Below are 25,572 nucleotides of genomic sequence, written 5' to 3'. Positions count from 1 at the left end.
TCACCGCATACATGAACAGTCATCATGTATGCATGGAACTTCAACAGCTCCGCTATGTCGTCGAAGTCGCCGAGACGCTGAGCTTCACCCGGGCGGCCGAACGATGCTTCGTCACCCAATCGGCGTTGAGCCACCAGATCGCCTCACTCGAGCGTGAACTCGGCCGCCGTCTGTTCGCACGGTCGAGTCGCCGAGTGCGGCTGACGGAGCCAGGTCAAGCGTTCGTCGCGCACGCGCGTCGCGCGCTTCGGTCAGCAGATCAGGCGAAGGAGGACGCCGCCGCCGTCGACGGCATCGTGGAAGGCACGCTGCGAATCGGCGTCATCCCCACGGTGACCGCCATCGACCTCCCCGCGGTGCTCGTCGCCTACCGCGGGGCCTACCCGCTCGTCAGAGTGGAACTGCAGGTAGGGAACAGCGATGTCCTCGCCCGCAGGCTCCGGAACGACAAGCTCGACATCGCGCTGCTCGGACTGCGAGAGGGCGTCGAACCGGCGGGTGTGGAGTCGCGTGTGCTCTCTCGGGATCCGCTCGTCGCCGTTCTCCCCCGCGGGCACGAACTCGCGGATGCGGAGAGCATCGCGCTCGACGATGTCGCGGGGATGACGTTCGCGGACTTCCCCGCGGCGACCTCCGGTCGTGCGCAGAGCGACGGGGCGTTCGCTGCTGCGGGCCTGACGCGTGACGTCGCCTTCGAGGCCGACTCCGCGACCCTCATCCTGGGACTCGTCGAGGCAGGGCTGGCAGTGACCCTGCTGGCGCCGGGCACCGTCGATCGCTCCGGTTTCGACGTGGCCACGGTGGAGGTGCGCGGCGGCCCTGTACGCGTCGAGCACCTCGCCTGGGGTGGCGTCTCGCCACGGAACGTCGCCCGCGCCTTCATGGCCGTGATGGATGACGTCATTGATGCACCCGCACACGACGAAGCGGGCCCGGAGACGAACTCCGGACCCGCTTCGTCGTCGGGTCAGATCACTTCACGTCGTCGTCGACCCAGTCCATCGACTTCGTGATCGCCTTGCGCCACAGGCGCAGCTGGCGGTCGCGCTCGGCTTCCTCCATGGACGGCTCCCAGCGCTTGTCCTCCTGCCAGTTGGCGGAGAGGTCGTCGAGCCCGTTCCAGAATCCGACCGCGAGTCCGGCCGCGTAGGCCGCACCGAGCGCCGTGGTCTCCGCGACCACCGGGCGAACGACCGGCACGCCGAGGACGTCTGCCTGGAACTGCATGAGCGCATCATTCGCCACCATGCCGCCGTCGACCTTGAGCTCCGTGAGGTCCACGCCGGCGTCTGCGTTCACGGCATCCAGCACGTCACGCGTCTGGAAGGCGACCGCCTCGAGCGCCGCGCGGGCGATGTGGTTCTTGTTCGCGTAACGGGTGAGTCCGACGATCGCGCCTCGGGCGTCGGGACGCCAGTACGGAGCGAACAGACCGGAGAACGCCGGCACGATGTAGACCCCGCCGTTGTCCTCGACCTTGTCGGCCAGCTCCTCGACCTCGGGGGCCGACGAGATGATGCCGAGCTGGTCGCGCAGCCACTGGATCAGCGATCCGGTGACGGCGATCGAGCCCTCGAGGGCGTAATGCGTGGGCTGGTCGCCGAGCTTGTAGCCGACGGTGGTGAGCAGACCGTTCTTCGAGTGGACGATCTCCTCGCCCGTGTTGAAGATCAGGAAGCAGCCCGTTCCATAGGTGTTCTTGCTCTCGCCCTTCTGGAATGCCGCCTGACCGAACGTCGCCGCCTGCTGGTCACCCAGGATGCCGGCGATCGGGGTCTCGCGAAGCAGCGAGGAGTCCTCCGCCGCGCCGTAGACCTCCGAGGACGAGCGGATCTCCGGCATCATCGACCGCGGCACACCGAAGGCCTCGAGGATGTCGTCGCGCCATTCGAGCGTCTCGAGGTCCATGAACATCGTGCGCGACGCGTTGGTCACGTCGGTGACGTGCACGCCGCCGTCGACGCCACCGGTGAGGTTCCAGAGAACCCAGCTGTCGGTCGTGCCGAAGATCAGGTCGCCGGCTTCCGCCTTCTCACGGGCTCCATCGACGTTCTCCAGGATCCAGGCGATCTTCGTACCCGAGAAGTACGTCGCCAGGGGCAGTCCGACGATCGGCTTAAACCGCTCGACGCCGCCGTCAGCAGCCAGCCGGTCCACGATCGCCTGCGTGCGCGTGTCCTGCCACACGATCGCGTTGTAGGCGGGCTTTCCCGTGGTCTTGTCCCAGACCACCGCGGTTTCGCGCTGGTTGGTGATGCCCACTGCAGCGATGTCGTGGCGGGTGAGGTCGGCGCGGCTCAGAGCCAGGCCGATGACCTCCTGGACGTTGCGCCAGATCTCGGAAGCGTCGTGCTCGACCCAGCCGGCCTTCGGCAGGATCTGCTCGTGCTCCTTCTGGCCCGTCGCGATGATGCTGCCCTTCTTGTCGAAGATGATCGCGCGGCTCGAAGTGGTTCCCTGGTCGATGGCGAGGATGTAGTCAGCCATTGTGTTCTCCTTTGAATTCAGGTCGTTCAGGCGAGGTGCAGCAGGACGGGCGCTGCAGCGGCGGCGATCGCACCACCGATGAGCGGACCGACCACCGGGACCCACGAGTAGGACCAGTCGCTGGAGCCCTTGCCCTTGATCGGGAGGATCGCATGAGCGATACGCGGGCCGAGGTCACGTGCCGGGTTGATCGCGTAGCCGGTCGGGCCACCGAGGGAGGCGCCGATCGCGACCACGAGGAGTGCCACGGGGAGCGCGGTGAGCGGTCCGAGGCCGCCGGGGGTGCCGACCTCGATGTCGCCGTAGTCGGCGAACGCGAAGATCACGAACACGAGCACGAAGGTACCGATGATCTCGGTGACGAGGTTCCAGCCGTACGAGCGGATCGCGGGGCCGGTCGAGAACACGCCGAGCTTGTTGGCCGGGTCGGGCTCCTCATCGAAGTGCTGCTTGTATGCGAGCCACGTGACGATGGCACCGAGGATCGCTCCGACGAGTTCAGCGGCCGTGGCCGTCAGGAACATCACGAAGCTGATCTTGCCCGCGAGCAGCAGGCCGATGCCGACGGCCGGGTTGAGGATCGCACCGGAGTAGGCGGAGACGAGCACACCGGCGAAGACCGCGAGGCCCCATCCCCAGTTGACCATCAGGAAGCCGCCGCCGAAGCCCTTGTTCTTCGCGAGGGCCACGTTGGCGACGACACCACATCCGAGCAGCACGAGCATCGCTGTGCCGACCAGCTCGGAGAGGAAGTAGAGACCGAGATTCACATCAGCCATGTCTTCTTTGACCTTTCTTGTGTGTCGGGGCCCCTCTGCCCCGACACGTTATGGGAGTTGCGCCGCGAGGAGGGCGGCAGTCCGAGACCCCGTCAGCCGCGGGTGCGGGACGGGATATCGAGTCCGTGTCGTTCGTTCAGCAGCTGACGCGTCTGCTCGAGCTCGGCGTCGTGACGCGAGCGATCCCAGCCGAGCATCGGCGCGAGCGCGTCCGCGATCTCGTCGAGGACCTCGGCATCGGCGCCACCGGTGAACGCGATGCTGGTGCGACGCAGGACGACATCCTCGAGGCGCGCCACCATCTCGTTCTGCACCATCCACTCGAGTTCGCGCGTGGAGAGGTCGCCGCCGGCAAGCGGAGCGTCCGTTCCCTGCTCGACGTACTCCCAGACCTGGGCGGCCCGGGTGCCGTAGCGGGCGAGCAGCTGATCGGCGCGGGCACCGGCGCCGGGAAGGTTCTCCTGGATCCAGATGCGCTTGGCCTTCTCGGTACGCGGGAACTCCCGGCCGCCGCCGATCGCGCGTCCTGCGGTGGAGACGGTCCGGGTGCGGTCGATGAGGCCGAGCACGACATCGGAGAGCGATTCGCCGAGCGCGCGGAACGTCGTCCACTTTCCGCCGACGAGGCTCACGAGCGGGACTGCGCCCTTCTCGTCGACCTCGATGCGATAGTCGCGGGAGACGAATCCGGGAGCGGTGTCCTCATGGCGCGGCAGCGGACGGATACCAGAGAACTTGTACACGATCTGGTCGCGTGCCACGGGGATCGTCGGGAAGACGTGGTGGATCAGGTCGAAGAAGTAGTCGACCTCCTCCTCGGTGCACACCGGGACCTCGCGCGGGTCGGCATCGATGTCGGTGGTGCCGACCAGGACACGTCCCTTGAGCGGGTAGATGAGCACGATGCGCCCGTCGGAGTGCTCGAAGAAGATCTCGCGCCCCCGCGTCGCCTCGAGCAGCTCGGGGTGATCCAGCACGATGTGCGAGCCCTTGGTGCCGCCCATGAAGCGGGTATCTGTTCCCAGCGCGTCATTGGTCAGGTCGGTCCAGGGACCGGAGGCGTTGACGACCACGTCGGCCCGCACCGTGAACTCCGTGCCGCTCTCGCGATCGCGGAGGACGACCTTGTCGCCGTCGCGGGCGATGGCCTCGACGTAGTTGAGAGCGTGCGCTCCCGGGTGCGCCGTGCGTCCGTCCTGCAGCACGTCGAGCGCGAGGCGCTCGGGGTCGTGCATCGAGGCGTCGTAGTACGTGGCGGTGTACTTGATCTTCGGGTCGAGCGAGGGAAGCTCGGCGAGAGACTTCTTGCGACCGAGGAAGCGATGGCGAGGCACCATCCCTCCGTCACGGGAGAAGGTGTCGTAGATCGTGAGGCCGACCTTGATCAGGAACGCGCCCCGTTCCTGAGGCTTTCCGCTCTTGTGCGTGAGGAAGCGCAGGGGAGCGGAGAGGATGCCTGAGAAGGTCGAGTAGATCGGGATGGTCGTCTGCAGCGGCTTGACGTAGTGCGGAGCGATCTTGAGCAGGCCGTTGCGCTCCTCGACGGACTCGCGCACGAGCCGGAACTCACCGTTCTCGAGGTAGCGGATCCCGCCGTGGATCATGTGGCTCGATGCGGAGGATGCGCCGGAGGCGAAGTCCCCTCGCTCGACGAGCACGACATCGACGCCCTGCAGAGCCAGGTCGCGGAACGTGGAGATGCCGTTGATCCCCCCGCCGATGACGAGGACGCTGGTGCGTCCGGATTCACGGACGGCGCGAATCTCCGCGCGCTCCGCTGACGAGTGTGTCGAATCGATCATCGTCGACCCTCTCTTCCTTACTTGCCAACCAGCATCGACCTGTGTGACATCCCGCGCAAGCCCACTGCACATATGTGCAAGGATCGAGGGCGAGGAGGTCATCATGGCCGGTGCAAGCGCGGAATCCCGCGACAGCAAGCTGATCGCGGCGCTCACCGCCGCGCAGCTCTACTACATGCAGGACAAGACGATGGAAGTCATCGCGAAAGAGCTCGGCACGTCCCGGTCCTCGGTCTCGCGGCTGCTGAGCTTCGCGCGGGAGAGCGGACTGGTCGACATCCGGATCAACTCCCCGCTCGAGCGCCTCGGCATGCTCGAGCATCGGATTCGCGACAGACATCGGGTGGCGGCGCACGTCGTGCCGATGCCGGAGATCCTCAGCGAGGTCGAACGTCTCGAGCGAGTCGCGCTCACCGCCGGCCGGCTGCTGTCGCAGTTCGTCGATTCGAACATGGTGATCGGCGTCGCGTGGGGCTCGACCATCAGTGCGGTCAGTCGCGGGCTCACGCAGAAGGAGACCCACAACACGACCTTCGTGCAGCTCAACGGGGCCGGGAACACGCAGACGACCGGTGTGGAGTACTCCAGCGACATCCTGCAGCGGTTCGGCAGCGCCTTCGGCGCCCAGGTGCAGCAGTTCCCCGTTCCCGCGTTCTTCGATGACCCTGCCACGCGCGAGGCCATGTGGCGTGAGCGCAGCACTCGTCGTGTGCTCGATCTGCAGGCGAAGATGGACGTCGCCGTGTTCAGCCTCGGCTCGCCCGCCGCCGAGGTTCCGAGTCGGGTCTACGTCGGGGGCTATCTCGGACGCGATGACTATCGCAGCCTTCGGGAGGACCACGCCATCGGCGACGTCGCGACGGTGTTCTTCCGTTCCGACGGGTCCTGGCGCGACATCCGTGTTAATGCCAGAGCCACGGGCCCCGGCCTCGATCGTCTGCGTCGCGTCCCGCGTCGCGTGTGCGTCGTCTCGGGAATCCCGAAGCTGGTGAGTCTCCGCGCGGCCCTGGCCGCTGGCCTGATCACGGATGTCGTCCTGGACGAAGGGCTCGCGAGGCGCCTCGTCGAGGACTGAGCTCACTGCCCTCGACTGCTAGGGCTCGTCGGTGGAGGACTCCGGTCCGGAGCGGAACTCGCGGATCAGGTGGTGCACCACCGCTGAGAGGTCGCCCCCCGCGGCATCCGCCACCGCGAGTTGTCGCGCGTAGCTCGCGCCTCCCTCCAGGATCGTGGCGATGCCGCCGAACTCGCGACCGCAGCCGAGCTCGACGGCTGTCGGGGTGAGGGCTTCGAGCGTCTCCGCCAGATGCTCGCGCACCGGGCGCTGCGTGCCGTCGGCGTCGACGATCACGCGGGCCTCCAGCCCGTAGCGCGCGGCGCGCCACTTGTTCTCGCGGTGGAACCAGGCGGGGAGCTCCGGAAGCGTCTTCCCCTCGTCGAGCTGTCGCGAGAAGTCCTCGACGAGCACCTGGACGAGGGCCGCGACCGATGCCAGTTCCGGCAGGGTGGAGAGTCCGTCGCACGCGCGGACCTCGATGGTGCCCCAGCGCGGAGCGGGACGGATGTCCCAGCGCACCTCCGTCGCGTCGGCCATGACACCTGTGCGCACCATGTCATCGAGGTAGGACTCGTACTGCGACCAGTCGTGCAGCGGCCACGGCAGGCCGGCGGTGGGAAGCTGCTGGAACACGAGTGCGCGGTTGGAGGCATATCCGGTGCGTTCTCCCGCCCAGAACGGGCTCGACGCCGCCAGCGACTGCAGGTGCGGGAGGAACCCGGCGAGAGCGTTGATGATGGGGAAGACCTTGCGCTGGTCCTCGACGCCGATGTGCACGTGGATTCCCCAGATCATCATGTTGCGTCCCCACCACTGGGTGCGCTCGATCAGTGTGTGGTAGCGCGACTTGTCCGTCACCTGTTGGTCGTACCACTGCGCGAAGGGGTGGCTTCCGGCCGAGAGCAGCTCGACACCCGCCGGATCGGTCGCGGCCCGCACCGCGGTGATGGCGTTCGCGATGTCGTCGACCGCATGAGCCACCGAATCGCCGATCCCGCTCGTGACCTCGATCGTGTTGGTGAGCAGTTCGCCGGTGACCGTATGACGCTCATCGGCGCTCTCGGCCTCGAGCGCGGCGAGAAGTTCGGGGGCGCGACCGACGAGGTCACCGCTCGCGGGGTCCGCGAGCATGATCTCCCATTCGAGGCCGACGGTGGACCGGGGGGAGGAGGCGAACTCGAGCTTCACCCGCACAGTCTGGCACGCGAGGCGCGCGACACGGCAACGCCGGTTTCGCCACGTTTCGCGCCTGGCGCGCGCATCTGGCAGAATAGAGGGCTGGACCACCTGCTCGACCCTCTATCCAGCAGGTGTCCACACTCATTTGAGCTTCCGCCGGGTGTGCACCCCACTCTCCAGGCGACCGGTTCGTTTCCTTCCACACAATTCAGGAGAATCGTGGCTGTCAAGATTCGTCTCAAGCGCCTGGGCAAGATCCGTGCGCCGTACTACCGCATCGTCGTCGCCGACTCGAAGACCAAGCGCGATGGTCGCGTGATCGAGGAGATCGGCAAGTACCACCCCACCGAGGAGCCCTCGTTCATCGAGGTCGACTCCGAGCGGGCGCAGTACTGGCTCTCCGTCGGCGCGCAGCCGACCGAGCAGGTCGCCGCCATCCTCAAGATCACGGGCGACTGGGGCAAGTTCAAGGGCGACAAGGACGCGAAGTCCACGCTCAAGGTCGCCGAGCCGAAGGTCCCCTTCGAGATCGACGCGTCCAAGAAGTCCGTCGTCAAGCCCAAGGTCGAGAAGAAGGCCGAGGCTCCCGCGGAGGAGGCTCCCGCCGCGGCCGACGCGGAGGCCGCTGAGGCTCCCGCAGCAGACGCAGAGTAATCCGTCGTGCTCGCCGCCGCGCTCGAACACATCGTCAAGGGGATCGTCGATCACCCGGAGGATGTTCGCATCAACGAATCCACGTCGCCGCGAGGCGACCTCCTCGAGGTGCGCGTGCACCCCGATGATCGTGGACGCGTGATCGGGCGCGGCGGCCGCACTGCGAAGGCCCTTCGTACCCTCGTCAACGCACTCGCTGACGGGCGTCGGGTCCGCGTCGATGTCGCGGACGACTGACGTGGTGCCGAAGGACCGCAATCAGGGCAAGAACCAGCTGCGTGTCGGACGCCTCGTCAAGGCGCACGGACTCAAGGGTGGGCTCAAGCTCGAGCTGTACACGGACAATCCCGAGGGTCGTTTCACCCCCGGCGCCGGATTCACGTTGCAGGTGCCCGAGGCATCTCCGTGGCACGGCAAGCAGATCACGGTGCGCGAGTACCGCGTGATGAACGGCAATCCCGTCGTCTTCTTCGAAGACGTCGACGACCGTGACGCTGCCGACAGCCTCGTCAGGGCGATCCTGTGGATCGACCAGGACGCCGACGAGGTCGAGGACGACGCATGGTTCGACCATCAGCTCGTCGGACTCGATGTCGTCCGAGACGACACGGTCATCGGGCGGGTCGTAAGGGTGGAACACTTCCCGGCACAGGATCTCCTCATCGTCAAGGCCGGCGAAGACGAGGTCATGGTTCCGTTCGTCGCCGCCATCGTCCCGACCGTCGATGTGCAGGCGGGCCGCGTCATCGTGACGCCGCCGCCGGGACTCTTCGAAGAGATCGCGGACGCCGAGCCGCAGGTCGCCCCGGACGCCGACGCGTCCGAGTGACCGCTGATACGGTTCCTCCGTGCGCATCGACGTCCTCTCCATCTTCCCGTCCTACTTCGACGGCCTGACGCTGTCCCTGCTCGGCAAGGCGCAGAGCACGGGTCTCATCGACCTTCGTGTGCGAGACCTGCGGGACTGGGCCTCGGATCGTCACCGGACGGTGGACGACACGCCGTACGGCGGCGGCGCCGGCATGGTCATGAAGCCGGAGCCCTGGGGGCTCGCGCTCGACGAGATCGCCGGTTCCTCCGACACCGAGGACGGGCAGCGACCGACCATCATCTTCCCGTCGCCGGCGGGGGAGGTCTTCACCCAGAAGACCGCACGTGAGTTGGCGACCCGTGAGCATCTCGTGTTCGGCTGCGGTCGTTACGAGGGCATCGACGAACGCGTGTTCGAGTTCGCCGCCGATCTCGGCGAGGTCCGGTTGATCAGCCTCGGCGACTACGTCCTCAACGGGGGCGAGGTCGCGACCATGGCGATGATCGAGGCGATCGGCCGACTCATCCCCGGTGTCGTCGGCAACCCCGAGAGCCTCGTCGAGGAGTCGCACGAGGACGGACTCCTGGAGTATCCGTCCTACACGAAGCCCGCGTCATGGCGTGAGCGTGCCGTGCCGGACGTCCTGCTCAGTGGCAATCATGCCGCAATCGCCGCCTGGCGTCGCGAGCAGCAGTTCGTGCGGACCAGAACCCGTCGACCCGACCTGCTTGCGGAGGGCGAAGCCCCGTCCTCGTGATCGACCGGAAGAACTGATTACCGTCGGGCCCGCCGTCAGCGTCCGCCTCAGAGAATCCGCTCGGACCGGCGTTCGATATCGAAGACCACACCGTGCGGATGCCGCAGACCGAGCGCACTCGATGCGTCCAGTCCTCGTAACTCCGCGCGCAGCATGCGTCCGATCATCTCGTGGCTCACGAGCAGGGGGACGCCCTCGGCCGCCCACCCGCAGTTGCTGAGCGCCTTCCGCGCCCGAGACCGGGCCTGCGCGTAGCTCTCCCCGCCCGGGAATGCCCAGCCATAACGGTTGGCGGCACGTTCCTCTCTGGCGGTCGGGTAGACGTCGTCGATCTCTTCCCATGTCATCCCGGCGAGCTCACCGTGGTCGACCTCTGCGAGCTCCGGCACCTCGATCAGTTCCGCTCCTATCCGATCGGCGATGATGATCGCCGTCCGCATCGCTCTGCCGAGAGGGCTGGTGCACACGGTGAGCACGTGAGCGCCCACGAGGCGGTCCGCGATCGCGCGGGCTTGGGCGACGCCGGCTTCTGTCAGTGGAGAGTCGAGCTGGCCTTGGAGTCGGTGCTCGACGTTCCACGCGGTCTGCCCGTGCCGAGCCAGGAGCACACGCTCCGGCACATGACGGTCCTGCGGAATCATGGATTCAGAATGGCATACGCCGCGGTTCCCGGGCCCGCGGGTTGTGAGATGAGCCTTGGTAGCGTCGAGTCACGCCTGAACATGCGCTCGCAAGGTCGTTCGAGATCATCGGTGACGATGACGACAGATACCGCCCCGGATTTCCGGAGGCAGCGGCGGCCATGATCGTTCCGACAACCGTCGACGTCGGGCTGGTCCTGGGTGCCGGGACCGGCAAGTTCACCGAATGCTCGTCGATCGTGCGCGGCGCACGGTGGCCGTGGAGCCGTCGGAGCGCATGCTGCAGGTGCTGCGAGTCAAACTCCCCGACGTGGAAGCTCAGATCGGAGCAGCGGAGCGGATACCGCTCGGGGATGCATGAGTGGACGTCGTCACTGTTGCCCAGGCGTTCCACTGGTTCGATCGTGACGCGGCCTGCGACGAGATCGCTCGCGTGCTGGTCCCCCCGAGGGGCGCTCGGGCTGCTCTGGAATCGCTCCGATCCGACGTGCACCTGGGACCGGGCTTGTCACCGCATCGCTCATCCGGCGGTGTCCGAGGCCGACGCGACGACCGACGGTACGGCTGAAGAGCTTCCCCATTTCGAACTCGTCCGCCGGGAGGAGATCCATTGGGCCGAGCGCATCTCGCGCGAACGCTATCTTCGTCGATGGGCGACGGTGAGCAGCCTGCTCGTCGCCGAGGAGTCGACGCGTGCGCGGATGCTGGGGGAGATCGGGGCGGTGCTCGACAGTTCAGTGGACACCTGTGGAAGAGAGATGCTCGACCTTCCGCAGGTCACGGACGTCTACGTCTACCGCCGCGCCCGAGAGAACGGCCGCACTCGATCAGTCGACGCCGAGGAACGACCGGTCCGTGAGGATGAGGGGCCCATCGTCGGTGATGGCGATCGTGTGCTCCGAGTGCGCGCCGCGGGAGCCGTCGACGCTGCGCAGAGTCCATCCATCCGGGTCCGTGACCAGTTCGTCGGTCGTCGCAAGGAACCAGGGCTCCAGCGCGAGCACCAGGCCCGCACGCAGCGGGAAGCCCCGTCCGGCGCGGCCGTCGTTCGGGACATGCGGATCCCCGTGCATCGTGCGCCCCACGCCGTGTCCGCCGAAGTCGGTGTTGATCGAGTAGCCGTCACCGTGGGCGATGGCAGCGACCGCTGACGAGATGTCGCCGATGCGGTTACCGACCGTCGCGGCATCGATCGCTGCCACCAAGGCTCGCTCGGTGGTGTCGATGAGTCGGAGGTCTTCTTCGCGCGCGGTCCCGACGACGAACGAGACTGCGGAGTCCGCGACCCATCCGTCGACGGAGACGGCGAAGTCGAGGGTGACGAGGTCACCGTCGCGCAACGTGTAGTCGTGGGGGAGCCCGTGCAGGACGGCGTCGTTGACCGAGGTGCAGATGACCTTGCCGAACGGGCTCGCACCGAACGAGGGGTGGTAGTCGATGTAGCAGGACTCGGCTCCGGCTTTGCGGATCATGTCGTGTGCGCGTCGATCGATCGAGAGGAGATTGGTCCCGACCTTCGTCTCGTCGCGCAGCGTCGCCAGGGTCTCAGCCACGAAGCGCCCTGCGGCGCGCATCTCATCGATCTCGGCGGGGGTGCGCAGTTCGATCATCGGGTGTCCTCTCGTCATCTCTATTCTCCCTGATCCCGCACCGGCGGATCCCCGACCGCTCTCAGCGAACACCGGGACACGCGGGGACGCAGCGACGTACGATCTGAGCATGTGGTTGCGACAGGCCTTCTTCCGCTGGCTCCTTCCGGCGGCGTTCCTGCTGCCGCTCTGGCTGCTGATCGGGTGGGGAGTCTTCCAAGGCGGCTGGTCGATCCTCTGGGTGCTGCTCATTGCGATGCCGTCCGTCTTCCTGGGCCAGCTCCTGCTGACGCTGCTCACGCGTTCACGGCCGTCCGTCCGCATCGAGCGTGCCGTCTCCTGGTGGGACGTGGCGGGGTTCACCGTGTGGAACGGGCTCACGATCGCCGTCGGATTCTTCATCGACGGGGCGTTCCCCTGGTTGCTCACCGGTGCGATCGTGGCGGGGATCGCCCTGATCTGGTTGCAGCTGTGGCAGCTGTGGAACGAGGCGAAGGGAAGCGGTACCCGACTGCGCGAGACCATCACGTGGTCCACGATCCCGACGGTCGATGAGCCGGCACCGCCGACGCGCGCGCACGAGGTCATCGTGGTGCGGGAGACCGATTCCCGCGACTGACGTCGTCGTTTTGGCCGGGCGCCGTATCCGTGGCAGAATGAATGTTTGTGCTGTGACCGGCTCTGCCACAGGGGAGCCCGCGGACGCGTCTGCTCCGTACAGCTCACTCCTTTTCTTGTTCCTTTGAATACATGCATGCGACCTGTGGCGGGTGCAGAGAGAGACGATCATGCAGATCCTCGACGCCGTCGACGCGGCTTCCCTCCGTTCGGACATCCCGGACTTCTTCCCCGGTGACACCGTCAAGGTGCACGTCAACATCACCGAGGGCAGCCGCTCTCGTATCCAGGTCTTCCAGGGCGTCGTCATCGGTCGCCAGGGCGACAGCGTGCGCGAGACCTTCACGGTCCGCAAGATCAGCTTCCAGGTCGGCGTCGAGCGTACCTTCCCGGTGCACTCCCCGGTGATCGACCACATCGAGGTCGTCACCCGCGGTGACGTGCGTCGCGCGAAGCTCTACTACCTCCGCCAGCTGCGCGGCAAGAAGGCGAAGATCAAGGAGAAGCGCGACCGCTGAGTCGCAGCATCTCCACAGCACCCCGGGACACGACGTCCCGGGGTGCTTTGTTCTCCCACCGGTGTGCGAACCTAGATACCGTCGCCGCACGACGGTGCATGATCGTGAAGGAACCTGATGACCGAATCCCCGTCCGCGCCCACGTCCAGACGTCGTCGCGGGTTCCTCGTATTCCTTCGCGACGTCCTGGTGATCGTCGTGATCGCCGCGCTGGTCTCGTTCGTGGTGAAGACCTTCGTCGTGCGTTCGTTCTACATCCCCTCCGCATCGATGGAACGTACCCTGTTGATCAACGACCGCATCCTGGTCGATGAGCTCACGCCGCGATGGACCGATTACGAGCGGGGCGACGTGGTCGTCTTCAAGGATCCGGGCGGGTGGCTCGACGGTCAGCCGCAGACCCCCGCACAGCCGCCGCTCGTCGAGGCCGTCGATTGGGTGCTGAACTTCGTGGGCATCTCCGCGACGGACTCGCAGGACCACCTGGTCAAGCGCGTGATCGGTCTGCCGGGCGATCATGTGGTGTGCTGCAACGCACTCGGCCAGATCACGATCAACGGCGCGCCCATCGACGAGCTCAGCTACCTCAATCTGCCTCCCGGGGACACGGCCGCGTCCAACGAGCCCTTCGATGTCGTGGTCCCGGAGGATTCCGTCTGGCTGCTCGGAGACAACCGCGATCGTTCTCGTGACGCCCGTGCGCACCAGGATCTCCCCAGTGGCGGATTCGTGCCGATGGAGAACATCGTGGGAAAGGCGTTCCTCACGACGTGGCCGCTGAACAGGCTGGGACCGATCGACGGGCACCACGAGATCTTCAACGGCGTCCCGGATCCGGAATGACCGTCGTCGCACCGAAACTCACTCTCGAGAGGCGCCTCCTCGGTGAGTGCGAGGTGATCATCTCGCTCGACGAGGTCGGCCGAGGGGCACTCGCGGGTCCTGTCGCCGTGGGCGCAGCCGCGATGAATGCCGCAGGCGCGCGTCGGCGTGTGCCGGAAGGCCTCCGCGACTCCAAGCTCGTGACGGAGAAGCGCAGACCTGAGGTCGCAGCACGCGCAGCCGCATGGGTGCAGGCGTCGGCCGTCGGGTGGGCGAGTGCGGAGGAAGTCGATGAGGTCGGCATCATGCGGGCGCTCGGTCTTGCCGCGTCGCGTGCGGTGCAGGCCGTCGCGGATCAAGGGGTCGCACTCGAGGACGCTCTCGTGCTGCTCGACGGTAACCATGACTATGTGTCGAAGGTGCATCCGGTGCCGCTCCACGTGCGCCCGGTGATCAAAGCCGACCGGGACTGCGCCTCCGTCTCCGCGGCGTCCGTGATCGCGAAGGTCGCGCGGGACCAGCACATGGCGGAGCTCCACGAGACGTATCCCGCGTATCAGTGGAACCGCAACAAGGGGTATGCCAGCCTCGAGCATCGCGACGCGATCCGCGCCATCGGGCTCTCCCGCTACCACCGCGCGTCGTGGGCGATCGCCGACGTTCCCACCCTTTTCTGAGTCGACCGCGGCGCGCGTGGCCGACCGCCGGATGACGCACCCCGGTGTTCGCGACTCTAGGATGGACACATCATGGATGAGGAAGCCTTCGACGACTACGACCGCGAGCTCGAGCTGGCACTGTTCCGGGAGTACCGGGATGTGGTGTCGCAGTTCCAGTACGTCGTGGAGACCGAGCGGCGGTTCTATCTGGCGAACGAGGTCAACGTCGTCCGTCGTGACACCGAGCATGATTTCTATTTCGAGATCTCGATGACCGACGTCTGGGTGTGGGACATCTACCGAGCTGACCGCTTCGTGAAGGCCGTGCGAGTGCTGACATTCAAAGACGTCAACGTCGAGGAGCTGCAGCGCCGGGAGTTCGAGCTCCCTCAGGAGCTCTCGCTCGACGGCGAGTGACGGCGCCTCTCGACGGCGCATCTCGGGGAGCCCCCTCGGCGCGTTGCGGATCTCGGTGTTCCTGCACCCCGCACTGCAAGTTCGAGTTCTCCCCAACCATCGGGGTTGTGCGTCGGCGCCGGCCGCGTGCGATCCGCGTGCGCGTGAAGCTGGCCGTATGGCAGCGAAGGACGAGCTCGGAAGAGCAGGGGAAGAGCGGGCCGCTCAGCATCTGAGGCGTCGCGGGTACACCGTGCTCGCGAGGAACTGGCGGTGTGCGCAGGGAGAGATCGATATCGTCGCCGTGTGCGACCACCACCTCGCGGTGGTCGAGGTCAAGACGAGACGGACCGCTGTCTACGGGCACCCGTTCGAGGCCATCGACGCTCGCAAGCGACGTCGGCTCTGGCAGCTCGCTCAGGCATGGGCGACGGAGAATCCGGAGGAGGCGCGAGGGCGCGTGATCCGGCTCGAAGCGATCGGCATCATCGGGTCCGATCCGGCTTCCGGCTCGCTCGAGCACCTCGTGGACATCGCGTGACGACCTCGCGTACCTGGGCGGTCGCGCTCACCGGCGTCGATGGGCATCTCGTCGAGGTCGAAGCCGACATGTCGAACCAGACACCGGAGTTCCGGATCATCGGGCTCCCGGACAAGTCCCTCGGCGAAGCCGTCCAGCGCGTGCACAACGCCTGCAAGAACGCCGGGCTGGATCTTCCGCGGCGACGGCTCACGGTGAATCTGTCGCCGGCGAGCCTCCCCAAGCACGGCGCCGGGTTCGACCTGGGGATTGCCATGGCCTGCCTCGCCGCAGGCGGTGTCATCTCACCGCGGTCGATCTCGGCGACGGTCCACATCGGCGAGCTGGGTCTCGACGGCAGGATCCGGCCGGTGCCCGGGGTTCTACCGGCGGTGTTCGCAGCGGCACGCGCCGGATTCGAATCGGTGATCGTGCCACGGGGAAACGAAGCCGAGGCACGTCTGGTACCGGGTGTCGATGTGCGCGCAGCCGCTTCACTCGCAGAGGTCGCGGTCTGGCACGGTGCCGATGTCGAAGTGCCCGATGTGGAGGCGGTCGTGCTGGCATCAGCCCGGAGCGGACCACGTGACACGCTCGACCTCGCCGATGTCGTCGGTCAGGAGGATGCCGTGGAAGCGTTGATCGTCGCCGCTGCCGGGGGTCATCATCTGCTGTTGAGCGGACCTCCAGGCGCGGGGAAGACGATGCTCGCGCGCAGGCTTCCGGGCATCATGCCGTCCCTCACGGAGCAGGAGGCACTCGAGGTCGCGTCGGTGCGGTCACTCAGCGGAGAGCCCGTCGCAGCGCTCGATGTGCTCCCGCCGATCGAGGCGCCGCATCACAGCGCGTCTGTCGCATCGCTGGTCGGAGGGGGCTCGCGCACGGCGCGACCGGGAGCGATCGCACGCGCCCACCGCGGTGTGCTGTTCCTGGACGAGGCCGCCGAGTTTTCCCGGGTCGCACTCGATGCGCTCCGACAACCGCTCGAATCCGGGGCGATCGAGGTGCATCGGGCGGGATTCACCGCCACGTTTCCCGCAAGATTCCAGTTGCTGCTCGCTATGAATCCCTGTCCGTGCGGGAACCACGGTGTCCGCGGCGCGGAGTGCATCTGCCCACCCATGTCGATCAGGCGATACTCCACGCGCTTGTCCGGACCGCTTCGCGACCGTATCGACATCGATCTGCAGGTGAGTCGTGTCGCGGCATCGCGAGCGATGAGCGATCATTCCCCGTCGATGACGACGGCGCAGGCTCGAAAACGCGTCGCTGCGGCCCGAGAACGAGCGGCCCGTCGGTGGAGGAGTACGCGGTGGCGGCGCAATGCAGAAGCGCCGGGGACCAGTCTGCGTCAGGGGGCACTCCGACTGGCTCCTGCGGTGCGCGCTCCACTCGATCGAGCCCTCGAGCGCGGCGCCCTCACGCTCCGTGGATACGATCGCGTTCTGCGCGTGGCCTGGACGATGGCAGATCTGGCGGAGCTCGATCGCCCCGGGATCGACGAGGTCGGACGGGCGCTGCTTCTCCGAAGGGGGCTCCCGCGATGATGGACGTCCTCCTCGCTGATTCCGAGATCCTCGCCTTCGCCCGCACCCTCCATCCCGGTGATGAGCTGGCCGACTGCGTCGCGCGTGTCGCCTGGTCTGTGATCGCCGAGCCCGGCGATGCGGTGGCCGGATCGTTGATCGAATCGCTCGGTGCAGCGGATGCGCTTTCTCTTGCTGTGGGAGATTCGTCGCCGCTCCTCCCTCCGGGCGGTGCCAGCGCCACGTCGACGCGCGCGCTGGTCGACGGTCGCGCCCGCTGGCGTCCACGCGCCGATCCTCGGGCGGTCATGGCCGCTCTTCGCGGAGCTGTCGCCGTGCGAGCGCAGCTCGTGATCCCGGGAGACGCCGCATGGCCCCGCGGTCTCACGGATCTCGGCCCCCACGCCCCGAGCGTGCTGTGGGTGCGCGGCCGCGTGGAGTTGCTCGTCCGCGAGCCCCGAGTCTCGATCGTCGGGGCTCGAGCCTGCAGCGGGTACGGCGAGCACGTGGCGACCGAACTGGCGGGTGACCTCGCGGCCGCCGGCGCCGTGATCGTCTCCGGTGGTGCCTACGGGATCGATGGGGCCGCGCATCGTGCCGCACTCGGCGTTAAGGGCGCCACGATCGCGATCCTCGCCGGCGGCGTGGACCGCGCATATCCTGCCGGCCATCAGAGTCTCCTGCGTCAGATCGCGGAACGAGGGGCTCTCGTGAGTGAGCCGCCGTGTGGGACGGCGCCCACCAAGTGGCGGTTCCTCGCTCGAAACCGTTTGATCGCGGCGCTCGGCCATGCGACGGTCGTCGTCGAGGCGGGGTGGAGAAGTGGATCGCTGAACACCGCGGGCCACGCGGCCTCTCTCGGTCGCCCACTCGGCGCCGTGCCCGGTGCAGTGACGTCTGCCTCGTCGGCGGGGTGTCATCGTCTGCTCCGCGAGTACGACGCACACTGTGTGACCTCCGCGCAGGAGGTGAGGGAGTTGTACGGCGCGATCCACGAAAGCGTCGAGGAGGACGGGTCCGGGCGGGACTCGAGCCACAGCCGCGTGCTCGATGCGTTGGGTACCCGGACGCGTCTGTCCCTAGACGAGGTGGCGCGTCGCTCCGGCCTGTCTCCTGATCGGGTTCGGGCCGTACTCGGGCTCCTTCATCTCGAGGGCGACGTCGCGCACGACGACGGAGGGTGGCATCGTCAGCGCCCCGCGAGAGCGTCGGCTTCCCGTGCACGATGAACGGCGAGGCTGCCGCGGACAGAGCATGCGCGGGGCAAGCTGGACTCATGGATCTCGCTGCCGCGACGGAGGCGTTCACCGAACACCTGGAGAAGGTGCGCCGGCTGTCCGCCGCGACCGTCAAGGCCTATCGCTCGGACCTGCGAGACCTCGACGCCGCGGCGGGTGGTGTTCCCCTTGAGTCGATCGACCTCGAGGTGCTTCGGGACTGGCTGTGGCGCGCCACTCAGCGTGGCGATGCCAGATCGACCCTCGCTCGCCGCGCCGCCACGGCCCGCTCCTTCTTCAATTGGGCTCAGGAGCAGGCGCTGATCACCCATGATCCGAGCCTGCGCCTGGTCGCCCCGAAGAGGGGGAGGACGTTGCCGACGGTCGCCTCGCGGGACGCGATGTCGACGCTTCTGGATTCTCACCGCGACGCCACCGAAGAGGGCGACCCGATCGCGCTGAGAGACCACGCCATCCTCGAGCTGCTGTACGGCTCCGGTATCCGTGTCTCCGAGCTCTGCGGACTGGACATCGACGATCTCGATCTCGACCGCGGGACGGCGCGAGTGCTGGGCAAGGGCGCGAAGGAGCGCATCGTGCCCTACGGCGCTCCGGCGCGCGACGCATTGTCGGCGTACCTGAGGCGCGGCAGGCCGGTACTCGTCGCGCGCGCCCGAACCTTCACCCCTGCTGTGATCCTGGGCAGCCGCGGTGGCAGGGTAGGGCCGCGGGCCGTATACGAACTCGTCGCACGGGTTCTCGCGCCGATCGTGGGCGCCGAGACGATCGGTCCTCACGCTCTGCGGCACACCGCGGCCACTCATCTGCTCGACGGGGGAGCCGATCTGAGGGCGGTCCAGGAGATCCTCGGACACGCCAGCCTCGGTACGACGCAGATATACACCCACGTCTCCACCGAGCGTCTGACGGCGACCTATCGACTGGCCCATCCCCGCGCATGATCTCTCGCTAAGCCCCCCGTCGCTCAGCGTGCTTCGCAGCAGGGGAGCAGGACGGCTCTCGGAACGTCGTCGAAGAGCAGCAGGGGATTGATGTAGTCGCCGTCCAGCCGCACGCCGAGGTGGAGGGAACCCGCGGCGGTGTGCCCACCGATATCCAAGACTCCGAGCGCCTGCCCGGCCGTGACGACATCACCCGCGACGAGCGTCGACCGAACGGGTTCGAGAGTCGTCACGAGGCCGCCGGTGTGGTCGATGGTGAGGAGCGGCCGATCCACCACGGTGCCGCGGAAGGCGACCACACCGTCCGCGGGGGCGGACACCTCTTCGCCGACCACGGCGGCCAGATCGACGCCGCGATGGCCGGCACCGTACTCGTGCGCGGGCGCGCGAAACGGAGCCGCGACAGCGCGAGGCCCGGCCACCGGCCAGCTCCAGCGAGGCCATTCGGTTGTCGAGGGAGCTTCCGCCGCCGCCACGGGAGCCGGCGCGGTGAGAGCGAGCAGCAGAGCGACGACGAGAAGGGAAAGGGCTCGGGGGACTGTGCGCATGGTGCGAGTCTGGTCGGGTGCACTCCGTCGCGGGCACCGGAATGGTCGGCCGCCGCGGGACACCGGAACAAGACCGGCGTGCGGCGTGAGGTGCAGGGAGAGTGCCCGCGCGATCCTGTATGCTGGGGGAGCACCTCGAAATCGAGGTGACTACGCGTGCCCAAAGCGATTCACTTCGCGGCATCCACTCCCACAGGTCCTTCTCCTCGATAAGGCGGGCGTGAGCCGGGCACCAGGAAGTCCGATCATCCGATCGGCTTGCAACCTCAACGGCGCAGAACCGCGCCAGAACCAGGAGACGACCATGGCTGTGGTCACCATCCGCCAGCTGCTCGACAGCGGCGTGCACTTCGGACACCAGACCCGTCGGTGGAACCCGAAGGTCAAGCGCTTCATCCTCACCGAGCGCAGCGGTATCCACATCATCGACCTGCAGCAGTCGCTGGGTTACATCGACAAGGCCTACGACTTCGTCAAGGAGACCGTCGCCCACGGTGGCACGATCCTCTTCGTCGGCACCAAGAAGCAGGCGCAGGAGATCCTCGCCGAGCAGGCGACCCGTGTGGGTCAGCCCTTCGTCAACCAGCGCTGGCTCGGTGGACTCCTCACCAACTTCCAGACGATCTCCAAGCGTCTCGCTCGTATGAAGGAGCTCGAGGAGCTCGACTACGAGGTCCCCGCGAACAGCGGCTTCACCAAGAAGGAGCTCCTGCTCAAGAAGCGCGAGCTCGACAAGCTGCACAAGTCGCTGGGCGGTATCCGCAACCTCACCAAGACGCCCTCGGCCATCTGGGTCGTCGACGCCAAACGTGAGCACCTCGCGATCGATGAGGCCAAGAAGCTCGGCATCCCCGTGATCGGCATCCTCGACACGAACGCCGACCCGGATGACTTCCAGTACCCGATCCCCGGCAACGACGACGCGATCCGCTCCGTCTCGCTGCTGACGCGCATCATCGCCGACGCCGCGGCCGAGGGCCTGCAGCAGAAGCACAACCCGGAGACCGGCGACGCCGAGCCGCTGGCCGACTGGGAGAAGGAGCTCCTCGAGACTCCCGCACAGGAGGTTCAGGAGTCCGCTGACGCCGCCGAGGTCGTTACGGCAGACGACGCCGCTGCCGTCGTCGAGACGCCCGCCGCCGACGAGACCGCTGCCGACGAGGCCGGTGCTGAGGCGCACGACGAGGCGATCGCCGCCGCTTCCGGTGAGGAGACCGCTGAGGTCGCCGCCGCCGAGGCTGCTGACGCCAAGTAATCCCTCGTACACACACCTAACGAAGCAAGGAGCCACCACACATGGCCAACTTCACCATCGCTGACCTCAAGGCGCTGCGTGAGCAGCTCGGCACCGGAATGGTCGACACCAAGAAGGCGCTCGAGGAGGCTGACGGAGACGTCGCGAAGGCCACCGAGATCCTGCGTCTCAAGGGTGCGAAGGGCAACGCGAAGCGCGCTGACCGTTCCACGAGCGAGGGACTGATCGTCGCTCGCGAGCAGGACGGCGCCGTGACGCTCATCGAGCTCGCCTGCGAGACCGACTTCGTCGCGAAGAACGAGCGCTTCATCGCGCTGGCCGACAAGGTCGCCGACGCCGCAGCAGCGGTCAAGGCCGACTCGGTCGACGCCGCCCTCGCCGCCTCTGCCGGCGACAAGAGCGTCGAGCAGGTCATCTCCGAAGAAGCCGCGATCATCGGCGAGAAGGTCGAGCTGCGCCGCGTGCGCACGATCACCGGCGACAAGGTCGAGGTCTACCTGCACCGCACGAGCAAGGACCTTCCGCCGCAGATCGGCGTCGTCGTCGCCTACTCGGGTGACGATGCCGAGACCGCGCGCAGCATTGCGCAGCACATCTCGTTCGCCAACCCGTCCTACCTGTCGCGTGAAGACGTGCCGGCTGACGCGGTCGAGAAGGAGCGCGAGATCGTCACTGAGATCTCCCGCAACGAGGGCAAGCCGGAAGCGGCTCTCCCGAAGATCGTCGAAGGCCGCGTCTCTGCGTTCATCAAGCAGGTCGCCCTGCTCGAGCAGGACTATGCCAAGGACAACAAGCTGTCGGTCGCCCAGGTGGCGAAGGACGCCGGTATCACCGTGACGGACTTCGCGCGCTTCAAGGTCGGCGCGTAGCACCGTCGAAGGGGTTCGGATCGCCAAGATCCGAACCCCTTCTTCATGCCCACGAGGCACTATCTTGAATCGGGACGAGAGGACACCCACCCATGACTGAACGCACCGGACGCCGACGCGTCCTTCTCAAGCTCTCCGGAGAGGCATTCGGAGCGGGACAGCTGGGTGTCAGTCCCGACGTGGTCTCGCAGATCGCCCGTGACATCGCTGCTGCGGTGGACCGTGTCGAGGTCGCGATCGTCGTCGGCGGGGGCAACTTCTTCCGCGGCGCAGAACTGAGCCAGCGGGGCATGGACCGCGGTCGCGCCGACTACATGGGCATGCTCGGCACGGTCATGAACGCGCTCGCCCTGCAGGACTTCCTCGAGCAGGCCGGGGCCGCCACCCGCGTGCAGTCCGCCATCTCGATGACGCAGGTCGCCGAGCCGTACATCCCGCGCCGGGCCGAGCGTCATCTCGAGAAGGGGCGGGTCGTGATCTTCGGTGCCGGGGCCGGCCTCCCGTACTTCTCCACTGACACCGTCGCAGCACAGCGCGCGCTCGAGATCGGCGCGGACGAGGTCCTCGTCGCCAAGAACGGCGTCGACGCCATCTACACCGCCGACCCCAACAAGCATGCCGACGCTGAGCGCATCGAGCGCGTCACCTATCGCGATGCACTCCAGCGTGGTCTCAAGGTCGTCGACTCGACCGCCTTCAGCCTGTGCATGGACAACAGCATGGACATGCGCGTGTTCGGCATGGAGCCCGCCGGGAACGTGACCCGTGCGCTCCTCGGCGAGCCGATCGGAACCCTCGTCACCGCCTGAGTGTGTGACACGGCGGAGACGACTTCGCCCGATAGAATTTGCAGAACACCCCGACGATAGGAGTCACCGTGATCGCGGACGTCCTCGCTGAAACCACCACTCGCATGAACCGGGCGGTCGAAGCTGCCAAGGAGGACTTCTCCACGGTGCGCACCGGTCGTGCGAACCCGCAGATGTTCCAGAAGGTCCTCGTGGACTACTACGGCACTCCCACGCCGATCGCCCAGCTCGCCTCGCTGGCGAACCAGGAAGCACGCACCCTCATCATCACGCCGTACGACAAGTCGGCGCTGAAGGCGATCGAACAGGCGATCCGCGACATGCCCAACCTCGGAGCCAACCCGACGAACGACGGCAACCTCGTTCGCGTGACGATGCCGGAGCTCACGGCCGAGCGCCGCAAGGAGTACGTCAAGCTCGTCAAGACCAAGGCTGAGGACGCGAAGGTCCACGTCCGTGGTATCCGTCGCAAGGCGAAGGACGAGCTCGATGCCCTCAAGAGCGAGCTCGGTGAGGACGAGATCGCGCGCGGCGAGAAGGAGCTCGACGTCCTGACGCGTCAGCACGTCGAGCTCATCGATGACGCGCTGAAGCGCAAAGAGGCAGAACTCCTCGAGGTGTAGTCGGGATGTCTGACGAAACGCGAGATGCCGACGACGATGGGCCGTTCACGCGTCACGGCGCGAACGGGACGACCCCATCCGACGGCGTCCCGCTCGTTGACGCCGCGTTCCCGTCTTTCGACGCGGCTGCCGTCCCTCCGCGCCCACCGCTTCCCGCAGCTTCGGAGCGCATGCCCTCGGGCGGCGTCGGTCCCCTGGACACGGCGGATCACAACGCTATCCGGGAACAGTGGCGCGCAGCACGGGATGAACTCGGCAGCCATGTCTCCCATGCACGCGACCAGCTCGACCAGGCGAACGAACGTATCAAGGAGCGCACGGGCCGCGATCTCGTCCTGGCCATTCTGATCGGTCTCGCCTTCGGCGCTGCGCTCCTGGGATCGTTGCTCTTCCTCAAGGTGCTCTTCGTCCCGTTCGCTCTCGCGGCCGCCTTGCTCGGGGTCTACGAGCTCTCCCGAGCGCTGCGGAGCTCGGGTCGCCGCGTCGACGTGGTCCCTCAGCTGATCGCCGCCGCGTTCCTCGTGCTCTCTGCGTACTTCGCCGAGCCCTGGTTGTGCTGGGTGATGCTCTTCGTGTCCGTCGCGTTCGTCATCGTGTGGCGGCTCATCGCGCAGATGGTGGAGAAGGACGGCCGCACCTACGGGGACGTCCTCGCCGACGCCGTGACGAGCGGGTTCGTGCAGGTCTACGTCCCCTTCCTCGCGGGAATCGCGCTCATCCTCCTCAAGCAGGAGGGCGGTCAATGGTGGGTCCTCAGCTTCATCGCCATCGCCGTAGCGGCCGACACGGGCGCGTACGCCGCCGGTCTCGCCTTCGGCCGTCACCCGATGGCTCCGAAGATCAGCCCGAAGAAGACCTGGGAGGGTTTCGGCGGCGCCGTCATCGCCTCGCTCGCTGCGGGGGTGCTGCTCGCGATCTTCCTCCTGGAGCTGCCGTGGTGGTGCGGCGTGATCTTCGGCGCGTCGATCCTGCTCTCCGCGACACTGGGGGACCTCGGTGAATCGATGCTCAAGCGCGACCTCGGCATCAAGGACATGAGCTCCTGGCTCCCCGGGCACGGAGGGCTGCTCGATCGACTCGACAGCATTCTGCCCTCGACGATCCCTGCGCTCTGCCTGTACTTCCTCTTCTCTCCTTGGGTGGTTCTGTGATGAACGAAGATCAGCTCGACGAACAGGCGGAATCGACGCCGCCGGCATTCGCACTCACCTCAGGTCGGGTGCGTGGCTATCACCGGGCAGCCGTCGACACGTTCCTCGCATCTGCCCGCCGCGCGTTCGAGGCGGGCGGCGATGAACTCAGCGCGGACGATGTGCGGACGGCCTCCTTCCCGCTGGTGAAGAACGGATACGTCGTCGCGGATGTCGACGCGGCGCTCGGCCGTGTCGAAGACGCCTTCGCCGCTCGAGAACGCGAACGCGCGGTGCGATCCGCGGGAGCAGGTGCCTGGGTGGAGCAGGCCAGAGCAGACGCGCAGGTGATCCTGGATCACCTGGCGCGACCACGGCGCCACCGCTTCGCCCGTACCGGAGTACTCACCTTCGGGTACCGTCTCGATGAGGTCGATCATGTGTCGACGCGTATCGTGCGGTATCTCCGTGACGGCGATGCGCTGACCGCCGAGCAGTTGCGCTCGGCGGCGTTCCGGATGCAGCGTGGGGGATACCGCGAAGAGCAGGTGGATGCCCTTCTGGACGCCACGATCGACGTGATTCTCGCCGTTCGCTGAGGTTCCTGATGGTCGATCCAGGCACTCTTGCGTAGACTGTCCCTCATCGTGAACTCCCGAAACGACATGAATCTCGAAAGAAACGACCTCTCACCGGTGCCCGCGGTGAAGGCTCGTTCGGCGCGCACGGGCACACGACGCTGGTCTCGCAGCCGTGGTGTCGTCGGGGTCTTCAGTGCCCTCGCCGTCGTGGGTTTCGCCGGTGCATTGGTCGCACCGACCGGCGTGGCTCTGGCCGCACCCGCCCCTGAGGAGTCGCCGGACTCCGCCTATTCGCTTGCGCTCGCGGACACTCAGAACCTCACCGTCACCGTCGAAGGTGCCGAGATCGCGCCCGTCGTGCGCGGAGGATTCGAGGTCTATGTGAAGCCGAAGCCGGCTCCGGTCCCGACCGTGGCTGCAGCACCCCGTGGGGGGTCCTCCGGAAAGTCTTCCGGAGGTAGCCTTCCTCCCTACACGGGAGGCGGTGCTCCTGCAGAGTGGATGGCGGCAGCCGGCATCGCGCAGAGCGACTGGCAGTACGTCGACTACGTCGTGTCCCGCGAGAGCGGTTGGAACCCGAACGCCACGAACAAGTCCTCCGGTGCCTGCGGTCTGGTGCAGGCCCTGCCGTGCAGCAAGGTGCCCGGCAACGGCTACAATCCGGTCGACAACCTTCGCTGGGCGACCGGGTACGCCACCGGCCGCTACGGCAGCTGGGCCGGTGCGTACAACTTCTGGGTCAACAACCACTGGTGGTGAGCAG

Annotated in this window: 29 protein-coding genes; 22 read left to right on the top strand and 7 right to left on the bottom strand. The window is 67.0% G+C overall.

Translation table 11 applies throughout. From position 1 onward, the window contains the following. The first annotated feature begins 32 nt into the window (after positions 1-32). Complete coding sequence (locus B2869_RS05675) at positions 33-1,013, top strand: LysR family transcriptional regulator (RefSeq protein ID WP_292763609.1); 981 nt, start codon at positions 33-35, stop codon at positions 1,011-1,013. Here the strand turns inward: B2869_RS05675 and glpK are convergent. The 3 genes from glpK to B2869_RS05660 all read right to left on the bottom strand — a co-directional run bounded on the left by glpK (position 973) and on the right by B2869_RS05660 (position 5,068). Then, the gene (glpK, locus tag B2869_RS05670; protein ID WP_021200455.1) at positions 973-2,487 is read right to left on the bottom strand and encodes a glycerol kinase GlpK; all 1,515 of its coding nucleotides are present in this window, start codon (positions 2,485-2,487) and stop codon (positions 973-975) included. The genes B2869_RS05675 and glpK overlap by 41 nt on opposite strands. Before the next feature lie 26 nt (positions 2,488-2,513). Then, a complete protein-coding gene (locus B2869_RS05665) occupies positions 2,514-3,266 on the bottom strand; it encodes an MIP/aquaporin family protein (protein WP_021200456.1) in 753 nt (250 codons plus the stop codon). A gap of 92 nt (positions 3,267-3,358) precedes the next feature. Continuing rightward, entirely contained in the window at positions 3,359-5,068 is a 1,710-nt protein-coding gene (locus B2869_RS05660) for a glycerol-3-phosphate dehydrogenase/oxidase (protein ID WP_292763606.1), read from the bottom strand. 103 nt (positions 5,069-5,171) lie between these two features. On the opposite strand from B2869_RS05660, the gene B2869_RS05655 reads away from it, so the two are divergent. Further along, positions 5,172-6,143, top strand: coding sequence for a sugar-binding transcriptional regulator (locus tag B2869_RS05655; protein WP_021200458.1), 972 nt, complete (start codon positions 5,172-5,174; stop codon positions 6,141-6,143). Between the two features lie 18 nt (positions 6,144-6,161). Here the strand turns inward: B2869_RS05655 and B2869_RS05650 are convergent, their stop codons facing one another. Further along, positions 6,162-7,313 (bottom strand): glutamate--cysteine ligase, encoded by a 1,152-nt coding sequence (locus B2869_RS05650; RefSeq protein ID WP_292763600.1) that lies wholly within the window; start codon positions 7,311-7,313, stop codon positions 6,162-6,164. 210 nt (positions 7,314-7,523) lie between these two features. On the opposite strand from B2869_RS05650, the gene rpsP reads away from it, so the two are divergent. The 4 genes from rpsP to trmD are packed head-to-tail and all read left to right on the top strand — an operon-like array spanning position 7,524 to position 9,526. Further along, on the top strand, positions 7,524-7,958 hold the full coding sequence (gene rpsP, locus B2869_RS05645; RefSeq protein WP_021200460.1) for a 30S ribosomal protein S16: 435 nt from the start codon (positions 7,524-7,526) through the stop codon (positions 7,956-7,958). 6 nt (positions 7,959-7,964) lie between these two features. Further along, entirely contained in the window at positions 7,965-8,195 is a 231-nt protein-coding gene (locus tag B2869_RS05640; RefSeq protein ID WP_292763597.1) for an RNA-binding protein, read from the top strand. Then, entirely contained in the window at positions 8,179-8,787 is a 609-nt protein-coding gene (rimM, locus tag B2869_RS05635) for a ribosome maturation factor RimM (protein WP_292763595.1), read from the top strand. The genes B2869_RS05640 and rimM overlap by 17 nt, the downstream gene beginning before the upstream one ends. A gap of 19 nt (positions 8,788-8,806) precedes the next feature. Beyond that, a complete protein-coding gene (trmD, locus tag B2869_RS05630) occupies positions 8,807-9,526 on the top strand; it encodes a tRNA (guanosine(37)-N1)-methyltransferase TrmD (RefSeq protein ID WP_292763593.1) in 720 nt (239 codons plus the stop codon). 47 nt (positions 9,527-9,573) lie between these two features. Here the strand turns inward: trmD and B2869_RS05625 are convergent, their stop codons facing one another. Both B2869_RS05625 and map read right to left on the bottom strand, forming a co-directional pair. Beyond that, positions 9,574-10,167 (bottom strand): histidine phosphatase family protein, encoded by a 594-nt coding sequence (locus tag B2869_RS05625; protein ID WP_292763591.1) that lies wholly within the window; start codon positions 10,165-10,167, stop codon positions 9,574-9,576. Positions 10,168-10,994: 827 nt separating this feature from the next. Next, on the bottom strand, positions 10,995-11,777 hold the full coding sequence (map, locus tag B2869_RS05620; protein WP_292763679.1) for a type I methionyl aminopeptidase: 783 nt from the start codon (positions 11,775-11,777) through the stop codon (positions 10,995-10,997). Between the two features lie 109 nt (positions 11,778-11,886). Here map and B2869_RS05615 point away from each other — a divergent pair, with 109 nt between their 5' ends. From B2869_RS05615 to B2869_RS05575, 9 genes are all read left to right on the top strand, one after another. Next, positions 11,887-12,375 carry an MFS transporter permease gene (locus B2869_RS05615; RefSeq protein ID WP_167254211.1) on the top strand — a complete coding sequence of 163 codons (489 nt, stop codon included), beginning with the start codon at positions 11,887-11,889 and terminating at the stop codon, positions 12,373-12,375. Between the two features lie 169 nt (positions 12,376-12,544). Beyond that, positions 12,545-12,892, top strand: a complete 348-nt coding sequence (rplS, locus tag B2869_RS05610) for a 50S ribosomal protein L19 (protein ID WP_017830722.1) — start codon at positions 12,545-12,547, stop codon at positions 12,890-12,892. Positions 12,893-13,009: 117 nt separating this feature from the next. Further along, complete coding sequence (gene lepB / locus B2869_RS05605) at positions 13,010-13,735, top strand: signal peptidase I (RefSeq protein ID WP_021200473.1); 726 nt, start codon at positions 13,010-13,012, stop codon at positions 13,733-13,735. Beyond that, entirely contained in the window at positions 13,732-14,391 is a 660-nt protein-coding gene (locus tag B2869_RS05600; protein ID WP_292763585.1) for a ribonuclease HII, read from the top strand. Before lepB ends, B2869_RS05600 begins: the two co-directional genes overlap by 4 nt. 72 nt (positions 14,392-14,463) lie before the next feature. After that, the gene (locus B2869_RS05595) at positions 14,464-14,790 is read left to right on the top strand and encodes a DUF2469 family protein (RefSeq protein WP_017830719.1); all 327 of its coding nucleotides are present in this window, start codon (positions 14,464-14,466) and stop codon (positions 14,788-14,790) included. A 157-nt stretch (positions 14,791-14,947) separates the two neighbouring features. Beyond that, positions 14,948-15,310, top strand: coding sequence for a YraN family protein (locus tag B2869_RS05590; protein ID WP_292763581.1), 363 nt, complete (start codon positions 14,948-14,950; stop codon positions 15,308-15,310). After that, positions 15,307-16,836 carry a YifB family Mg chelatase-like AAA ATPase gene (locus tag B2869_RS05585; protein WP_292763579.1) on the top strand — a complete coding sequence of 510 codons (1,530 nt, stop codon included), beginning with the start codon at positions 15,307-15,309 and terminating at the stop codon, positions 16,834-16,836. Before B2869_RS05590 ends, B2869_RS05585 begins: the two co-directional genes overlap by 4 nt. Then, complete coding sequence (gene dprA, locus B2869_RS05580; protein WP_292763577.1) at positions 16,833-18,044, top strand: DNA-processing protein DprA; 1,212 nt, start codon at positions 16,833-16,835, stop codon at positions 18,042-18,044. Before B2869_RS05585 ends, dprA begins: the two co-directional genes overlap by 4 nt. A gap of 47 nt (positions 18,045-18,091) precedes the next feature. Further along, complete coding sequence (locus tag B2869_RS05575) at positions 18,092-18,994, top strand: tyrosine recombinase XerC (protein WP_292763575.1); 903 nt, start codon at positions 18,092-18,094, stop codon at positions 18,992-18,994. A gap of 23 nt (positions 18,995-19,017) precedes the next feature. Here B2869_RS05575 and B2869_RS05570 read toward each other — a convergent pair whose 3' ends face one another. Then, positions 19,018-19,542, bottom strand: coding sequence for a murein hydrolase activator EnvC family protein (locus B2869_RS05570; protein WP_292763573.1), 525 nt, complete (start codon positions 19,540-19,542; stop codon positions 19,018-19,020). A gap of 304 nt (positions 19,543-19,846) precedes the next feature. Between B2869_RS05570 and rpsB the strand changes: the two genes are divergently transcribed. The 7 genes from rpsB (at position 19,847) to B2869_RS05535 (ending at position 25,568) form a co-directional block, all read left to right on the top strand. Continuing rightward, positions 19,847-20,797, top strand: a complete 951-nt coding sequence (gene rpsB, locus B2869_RS05565) for a 30S ribosomal protein S2 (protein ID WP_029265446.1) — start codon at positions 19,847-19,849, stop codon at positions 20,795-20,797. Positions 20,798-20,838: 41 nt separating this feature from the next. Next, complete coding sequence (tsf, locus tag B2869_RS05560; RefSeq protein WP_029259163.1) at positions 20,839-21,666, top strand: translation elongation factor Ts; 828 nt, start codon at positions 20,839-20,841, stop codon at positions 21,664-21,666. Between the two features lie 92 nt (positions 21,667-21,758). Beyond that, on the top strand, positions 21,759-22,475 hold the full coding sequence (gene pyrH, locus B2869_RS05555) for a UMP kinase (protein ID WP_017830711.1): 717 nt from the start codon (positions 21,759-21,761) through the stop codon (positions 22,473-22,475). Positions 22,476-22,543: 68 nt separating this feature from the next. After that, complete coding sequence (gene frr / locus B2869_RS05550; RefSeq protein WP_021200482.1) at positions 22,544-23,098, top strand: ribosome recycling factor; 555 nt, start codon at positions 22,544-22,546, stop codon at positions 23,096-23,098. A gap of 5 nt (positions 23,099-23,103) precedes the next feature. Then, the gene (locus B2869_RS05545) at positions 23,104-24,249 is read left to right on the top strand and encodes a phosphatidate cytidylyltransferase (RefSeq protein WP_292763534.1); all 1,146 of its coding nucleotides are present in this window, start codon (positions 23,104-23,106) and stop codon (positions 24,247-24,249) included. Beyond that, the gene (locus B2869_RS05540) at positions 24,249-24,827 is read left to right on the top strand and encodes a DivIVA domain-containing protein (RefSeq protein WP_292763676.1); all 579 of its coding nucleotides are present in this window, start codon (positions 24,249-24,251) and stop codon (positions 24,825-24,827) included. The genes B2869_RS05545 and B2869_RS05540 overlap by 1 nt, the downstream gene beginning before the upstream one ends. A 66-nt stretch (positions 24,828-24,893) precedes the next feature. Further along, complete coding sequence (locus B2869_RS05535) at positions 24,894-25,568, top strand: transglycosylase SLT domain-containing protein (protein ID WP_231479828.1); 675 nt, start codon at positions 24,894-24,896, stop codon at positions 25,566-25,568. Positions 25,569-25,572 lie beyond the last annotated feature (4 nt).

The sequence above is a fragment of the Microbacterium sp. UBA3486 genome, assembly GCF_002377845.1.
GTDB lineage: Bacteria > Actinomycetota > Actinomycetes > Actinomycetales > Microbacteriaceae > Microbacterium > Microbacterium maritypicum_A.
The sequence above is the reverse complement of the archived record's forward strand: the minus strand, read 5'-3'. Positions and strand labels throughout refer to the sequence as shown.